The following is a 6,877-nucleotide window of genomic DNA, read 5'->3' on the forward strand; positions in this document are numbered from 1 at the left end:
ACACGGCTGGGGAAACCTTTGACAGGGTTTCTGCCAGCCGCTCTCCTCCATCTCCATCGTTGGTTCAGCATAGAGTTGGGTAATCAAAAAAGCAGAGACTGCTGTGAGGGCCGGAAGATTCAATAAGATCTGCTGGCGAAACCTGCCCCCCGAAACCAGAAAAACACGAGCACCTTGCTGCGTCTGCGGCTGCCGAGCACCTGAAGTAATTCAGGGGCGATTCAGAGAGCATTTCTAGAAGGCTTACTCTTCCCTGAGCAAAACAATCTGCTGATTATCTGCCGCCTCCTGCCCGGGCATGCCTAAATTGAGCCGCTTCTTTAGATAGAAAAGTAACGCCCGCCGCGTTTTTATAACGGCCTGACCATTGACCATTTTATAGTCGCGTTCAATAGCTTGTCTTCGAGGCTTTGAGTAGCCTGGGTTCGGACCGATGACTAAAGTGACGAATGTATTCCAATCATTATCTTCAGGGATATCAGATATCGGAGCAAGAACTTCGCCTGCCGAATAAATTCTCCCTAAGACAAAATCCTTATGTTTCTCAGATTTTAAACAGAAGGCCCTGAGATGCCAGCGAAATCCATCAAAGGCAAATGCTCTTGGGAATATCTGTCGATCCTCTGGGAGTGGATGCTCCATTGACTGGTACCCAATCACTATCACTGCTTGCTGTTGGATTGCCCGCAGTAGGGCAAGCATCACGTTGATGTCAGCATTTCGGGTGGGGAACGGCAATGTATCCACCTGCGGGAACCAACCGACGAAGCTATCGCTATGTGCTACCGTTCCTGAGTTTCTCCACAGCAACTCATTTAGATATTGGGTGCTATCAGGTCTATTCAGAACTGGCTCGAAATTTTCCGTGGCGACATAGGTCTTTTGGGTTCGATCGTAGACCATGTTCTGAGGAGCAATCTCCTGGTATCTCGACAGATCCAAGGAGGCCTGAGGAATGGAGATTTTAAAAAATTTCGTAAGGTCAGATCGGTTGAGGCGCCCCTCCCAAAGCAACCTGAAGTCGATGAACTCAAGGCGGCGCTCCTGCCCCCAGCGGCCTGCACGCGGCGAGATATCACTCATGCCTTTGATTTTCCTGTAATTTAAAATAGATATAAAAAATATTCGCACAAAAACTAGACGAGCATAATTTCTAGTCGTATCTTAGCTCCTCAAGTGTGGCCTATCAACCAACACCCGGGAGGATCCATGACTGCGAAAGTAACCTTCTTTCCTGTAGACAACGGGGACATGACTTTAGTGCGCTTGGCTGATACCCGGGTCACTACATTGCTGATCGACATCCACATACGCCAGACTGCCGACGACCCAGCAGATCCTACTCCCGATGTGGCAAGCGAGCTGCGAAAGCGTCTCCAGTACGACAGCAATGGCCGCCCGTTTGTAGACGCATTTCTTCTGAGCCATCCCGACAAGGATCACTGCTCGGGACTGCGCAATCATTTCTGGCTGGGCGCGCCAGAGGACTACCCGGACGATGAACTGGAGATGACAAAGAAGCGAATCTTGATTCGTGAGCTCTGGTCGTCACCAATGGTTTTCCGTCGGGCTTCGAAGAGTCATACGCTCTGCGATGACGCGAAGGCATTCAATACTGAGGCTAGGCGCCGCGTGGCCTACTGGCGGACTTATCGGTCTGCCGGGGATGGCAATCGAATTCGCATTATGGGAGAGGATGAGAATGGTAAAACCGATGACCTGACTCCAATCCTGGTGAAAGCTGGAGAAATTTTCGAGCAGATCAATGGCCAGTCGACTGCAGGACTCTTCACCGCACGACTGTTGGCCCCCTACCCCAAACAGGATGACGCAGAGCTGGAGGAGACACTGTCGAAAAACCATTCCAGTGTGATCCTCAATATTCACCTCTCACCGTATCAATGGGCAGCCAATCCCACTCGCTTTCTCACTGGAGGGGATGCGGAGGTAGCTATCTGGAAACGGCTTTGGGAGAAGTATGAACTCACTCCTGAAGTATTGGCATACGACCTACTTCAGACGCCCCACCACTGTTCATGGCACTCGCTCTCTTACGACAGTTGGTCAACCTATGGCGAGGAAGCGGAGGTCTGCCAGGAGGCTCGGAATGCTTTAGGACAGGCACGTGAGGGGGCAACCATCGTCTCTAGCAGCAAGAAAATTCTTGACGATGATATCGATCCGCCCTGCATCCGCGCTAAGCGAGAGTACAAGTTTATTCTTCAGTCGGTTGATGGCAGTTTTCTGTGCACGGGGGATCTCAAAGGGCCGGAGCCCCTTGAGCTTGAATCGCAATCAGATGGCACGTTGGCTCGGGTTATTGTTGGATTGGGAAGCGCAGCAGGTAGCGCTGTTGCCGCAGCTGCACCTCGAGCAGGCCGAGCATGATCGAGTACTTCGATTGGGGAAGTCCTCTCAACAGGACAGATGCTGAGCGATCATTGAGTCCGCTAGCCCAGTCATTGCTGAAGGCTTGCGAGAATAACCCCTACATCGAAGTAATTGAGCTGCGTGCAGGGGAGGATTTGGGCCCTGTAGAGGCGATCATCATTGATGCCTGCGATGGAACTGTTCCGCGAGCGAATCCCGGCGGCATCCATCGCAATGAGCGACTTGCCATCACAGTAGGACACAGTGATGGCCTCCGCATGCCCGTGATCGTGCGCCCACTGCGTAAGGACTTTCCCGCCCTATCTCACCAGCATCCGACACCTCCTGATGCTCCTCGTGCATTGTGCCTCTACAACATTGCGTGGAGTGCAGTGGAGCGCACATGGACAGCTGAGCGGTTCCTTTCCAGGCTTTTCTGGTGGCTGCGTGAATCTGCTGCGCTGAAGCTTCATCGTGAAGATCAGCCTTTGGAGCAGCTCTTCTATATGAGCCCTTATCAGGTACTGCTCCCTGCCAACTTTTCAGAGCTTGCCGGTCGCAATGGTAGCTGCGTCATTAAGTTGGTGGCGGGAGATTTCAGCGGTTCGACAACACTCCGTGTTACGCCTACCTCTTCAGCGAAGATTGCCAAACAGGAGTTGCGTGGCTACAGATTGCTATCGCTTGCTGTTGATGGGGTTGGTTCATCCGCGGTGCTGGAGTTCCCTCAGACACTTGGCCAGTTGCATGAGCGTTTAGGTACTTGGGGGAGCAATCTAGCTATCAATTTATACGAAACCTTAGTTAACGGGATCCCTACCAATGGCCTCTCCGCGTTATCGGAGACGAAGCATGAGGGACTGTTAATCGTCGTCTGGATTCCGCGACTCCGAGATGGCCAGGTGGAGCGATATGATGCTCTGGGGTACCTGGTTATGAGCTCTTTCTTTGAGCTTGCCAAAGCATGCGGAGTGATCTCGCATCCTGACGCAGACGGGCGATATTTTCATTCGCCATTGATAGGTCTACCGGCGGGTGAAATGCCGGCATCCGATTGGCTCTCCACTGCATTAATTCCGGTCGAAGTGCGCATTGCACTAGATGCAGAAAGAGCCCGAAAAATTTCCGCACTGGATCCAGCAACAGCAGACTTCAAAGGCGTGCTGGCTGGGGCTGGGGCACTGGGTAGTATGCTAGCCGATATTTGGACTCGGCAAGCATGGGGAGAGTGGGTATATGTCGATCCAGATCAATTTTTACCCCATAACCTAGCCCGCCATGTTGGCTTCGATGATCAGCTTGGATACAGCAAGGTTGACTCCGTGCAGGCATTGGCACGAAGCGTCTATCCAAACGAGCATGTACCTGTAGCTATCTCGAAAAGCATCGTTGATCAGGATGAGGTGGTTCTGGCGGCGATTGCAAATGCGAGCCTTCTTGTTGATGTAACTACTACATTTAGTGCACCTAGAGAGCTAGCCCAACGAGACAATGTGCCGAGAACAGCCAGCCTGTTCCTTACTCCATCGGGTGGGGCGTGCGTCTTACTGCTTGAGGATGCCGATAGAGCGATACGAACCCCTGCATTAGAGGGGCAGTATTACAGGGCCATTCTTGGGGAGGACTGGGGGGCGCACCATCTTGACAATCATTATGGCGATATGTGGGTTGGCGGAGGGTGTCGTGATATTTCCGTTTGCTTGCCTGTCGAGCGTGTTCACCTGCACGCAGGGATCCTTTCTCGTCAGCTTAGGCAAAGCCTCCTAGCGCCCTGTGCTAGGGCCTGCGTGTGGAGCATCGACGAGCGGTCTGATTCGGTAACAGCCTCAGAAATTGAGCTTCAACCTGTACATGTGGCACAGGTCAATGGGTGGTCGATTATCTATGACGATGGTCTGATTGCTTTGCTCTGCCAGCTCCGTGAGCGGGCTCTTCCTTGCGAAACTGGGGGCATTTTATTAGGAGTGACAGACCTTAAAAGCAAAACCATTGTTTTGGTCGACGCTCCTCCTGCGCCTATTGATAGCCAATCTAGTCCGAGCCACTTTGTACGTGGACGAGAAGGTCAAGAAGAAGTTCTAAAAGAGGTCCATCGACGTACTGCAAATGTGGTGGATTACGTGGGGGAGTGGCATTCCCACCCTCAGGGATGTTCTGCAAACGCCAGCACCGATGACCAAAAGCTTTTGGCTTCGCTTTCCAACTTGATGTCCGGAGAGGGGCTACCCGCACTTATGCTGATTATGGCCGATAAAGAGGTCAGTCTGCACCTAGCTTGAAGTTGTTGTTTCAAAGTAGGCAGCACCATGCGCGTATCGCGCAGTGAGCTGCCTTGGATTAACTCATAACTTTGGCAGAGTTTTTATGGGCAAAGGAATGGCAGAAGGTATAGAGATTGATTTTTTACCTGTAGGCAACGGAGAGCACAGCGGAGACGCAATCGCTATTCGTTGGCGTGAGGGAGATGTGTTTCGCGTGCTGGTTTATGACGGTGGTACTCAAGAGTATGGTGCCGCATTGGTTGAGCACATCCAGAAGCACTTTGACACCAACCACGTCGACTACCTAGTTAACTCTCACCCGGACAACGACCATGCTGGAGGGTTAACGCATATAGTGGAGACCCTTTCTGTAGGAGAGGTGTGGATGCATCGCCCTTGGGAGTACAGTAGCGAGATTCGCCACTACTTCCATGATGGGCGCATTACTGACGACAGCCTAGCTGAACGCTTGAAAAGCAAAATGACGGCTGCTTTTCGCTTGGAAGAAGCTGCTCTGCAGAGAAAGATCCCTATCTTTGAGCCTTTCGCGGGTAGTCGAATTGGAATTTTTCAAGTGCTGTCACCCACTCGGGAGCGATATGTTCACGACCTTATTCCCGCATTCGAGAAGTCCCCTGAGCTAAAGGTGGAGAGTGCAATGGAGGCAGTCTTGGACTTCGGCCGTAAAGCCATTCAACTCATCGCAGGTGCTTGGGACATTGAATATTTGCCCGATAGCGTCACTACGAGTGCCGAGAACGAGAGTAGCGCCATTTTGTTTGGGATCAATGGGGGGCGCGGCTATTTGCTGACCGGTGATGCCGGAGTTGAGTCACTCAAGGCTGCAGCTGAGTTCGCCACTGGCCAGGGCATCAATCTTCCGTCTGCCGTTAATTTCGTACAGATCCCACATCACGGAGGCCGTCACAATGTGTCCACTGACGCATTAAATTTGATTGTTGGAGAACCTGTGCCAGAGAGTCACTCGCCACAGCGGAGAGCTTATGTCTCAGCTTCGAAAAAAGCACCAACTCATCCCAAGCGTGTGGTCACAAACGCGTTCATTCGCCGCGGCTTCAAGATTGGCCAAACGAAGGGTGTTGCCATCCGCCACCACCGTAACATGCCTGCAAGAAATGGCTACGGAGTGATGACCTATGTTCCTTTCCATTATGAGGTTGAAGAATGAGCAATCTGCAGGGGTTAGGCACAGGGCTATCCAAAGCTGCGCTTTTGTTCGAACCTTATGAGCGCCAAGCACGCCTATATCCAGCTTTTCTCTGTATCTTGCCGCTCGTGGTCATGGCCATCACGCTATACGGCAATCAATTGCTCGATATGAAAGGGATCTTCGCGCTTGCGGGAGGAGCGGGCTTGATGTACCTCCTAGCCGACATCGTGCGTAGTAAGGGTAAGGAAAAGGAGAAAGCTCTCTGGCAGGAATGGGGCGGCGCCCCTAGCATCCAGATCCTACGTCACCGAGATGGTGTCTTAGATTCAGTATCTAAGGGACGGTACCACGAAATCCTAGCGTCAAAGATCAAAGTGAAATTCCCGACTAAGGAGGCAGAGGCTGCGGATCCGGCAGCAGCAGATGCCGTCTATGCGGCAGCAGGCAACTGGCTTCGGGAGGCCACGCGCGATAAGAAAAGGTTCGACTTACTGTTCCGAGCCAACGTGACCTACGGCTATCGCAGAAATGGTTTTGGTGTGCGTTGGCTCGGCCTTCTGATCAGCTTGGGGGTCGTGGGCTGGGTTGTAGTTCGGCTAGGCTTCAGTTCCTGGGAGCAGAGACTGAGTGCTGCTGCTACCCCAGAAGCGCTCTTGGGGGCCGGCGAAGTTGCCTCGCTTGGAGCGGCTCTACTCATGGCTCTCATCTGGGTCTTCTACTTTTCAAAGTCCCGCGTACATGAAGCTGCATACTCATACGCTTGCCGTCTCATTTTGGCATGCGAGGCTCTTCCTCTCCGCGTAACTACAAAAGCTGCCAAAAGAGAGACGGCATCTAAATAGTGACGCTGTCGCCACGTAGACTTTTGTAAGAGCGATTTAACTCTTCTCACCCATTTGGGCATTAGGTTCGTCTCATCAGCTATTGGAGTATTTCGTTAATCATATCTCCACCTCCAATGTTGAGCGCTGTCCTATCGCTTGACACCTCCCTCCCCCGCTTCGATGATAAGCGCGTGATCCGCTGACGTTGTCAGCGACATGCCCCATGCAGCTCGGATCCGAAATGCTGCAGC

The 6,877-nt window shown here is 52.3% G+C and carries 5 protein-coding genes; 4 read left to right on the plus strand and 1 reads right to left on the minus strand.

All coding sequences use genetic code 11. The features are described 5' to 3' along the window. Positions 1-243: 243 nt before the first annotated feature. Positions 244-1,083, minus strand: coding sequence for a BrxR family helix-turn-helix transcriptional regulator (locus HMPREF2924_RS24840; RefSeq protein WP_023094852.1), 840 nt, complete (start codon positions 1,081-1,083; stop codon positions 244-246). Positions 1,084-1,209: 126 nt separating this feature from the next. Here HMPREF2924_RS24840 and HMPREF2924_RS34855 point away from each other — a divergent pair, with 126 nt between their 5' ends. The 4 genes from HMPREF2924_RS34855 (at position 1,210) to HMPREF2924_RS24850 (ending at position 6,644) form a co-directional block, all read left to right on the plus strand. Beyond that, complete coding sequence (locus HMPREF2924_RS34855) at positions 1,210-2,388, plus strand: ComEC/Rec2 family competence protein (protein WP_023094853.1); 1,179 nt, start codon at positions 1,210-1,212, stop codon at positions 2,386-2,388. Then, complete coding sequence (locus HMPREF2924_RS34860; RefSeq protein WP_003134145.1) at positions 2,385-4,649, plus strand: Mov34/MPN/PAD-1 family protein; 2,265 nt, start codon at positions 2,385-2,387, stop codon at positions 4,647-4,649. Before HMPREF2924_RS34855 ends, HMPREF2924_RS34860 begins: the two co-directional genes overlap by 4 nt. 85 nt (positions 4,650-4,734) lie before the next feature. Then, positions 4,735-5,820, plus strand: coding sequence for a ComEC/Rec2 family competence protein (locus HMPREF2924_RS34865; protein WP_023094854.1), 1,086 nt, complete (start codon positions 4,735-4,737; stop codon positions 5,818-5,820). Next, the gene (locus HMPREF2924_RS24850; protein WP_023094855.1) at positions 5,817-6,644 is read left to right on the plus strand and encodes a hypothetical protein; all 828 of its coding nucleotides are present in this window, start codon (positions 5,817-5,819) and stop codon (positions 6,642-6,644) included. Before HMPREF2924_RS34865 ends, HMPREF2924_RS24850 begins: the two co-directional genes overlap by 4 nt. Positions 6,645-6,877: the final 233 nt, after the last annotated feature.

The organism is Pseudomonas sp. HMSC063H08, assembly GCF_001813645.1.
Classification (GTDB): domain Bacteria; phylum Pseudomonadota; class Gammaproteobacteria; order Pseudomonadales; family Pseudomonadaceae; genus Pseudomonas; species Pseudomonas aeruginosa.

Excerpts from the sequence above, each read along its gene's own strand:
- HMPREF2924_RS24840 (WP_023094852.1), bottom strand. The coding sequence starts at position 1,083 with ATGAGTGATATCTCGCCGCGTGCAGGCCGCTGGGGGCAGGAGCGCCGC.
- HMPREF2924_RS34855 (WP_023094853.1), top strand. The coding sequence starts at position 1,210 with ATGACTGCGAAAGTAACCTTCTTTCCTGTAGACAACGGGGACATGACT.
- HMPREF2924_RS34860 (WP_003134145.1), top strand. The coding sequence starts at position 2,385 with ATGATCGAGTACTTCGATTGGGGAAGTCCTCTCAACAGGACAGATGCT.
- HMPREF2924_RS34865 (WP_023094854.1), top strand. The coding sequence starts at position 4,735 with ATGGGCAAAGGAATGGCAGAAGGTATAGAGATTGATTTTTTACCTGTA.
- HMPREF2924_RS24850 (WP_023094855.1), top strand. The coding sequence starts at position 5,817 with ATGAGCAATCTGCAGGGGTTAGGCACAGGGCTATCCAAAGCTGCGCTT.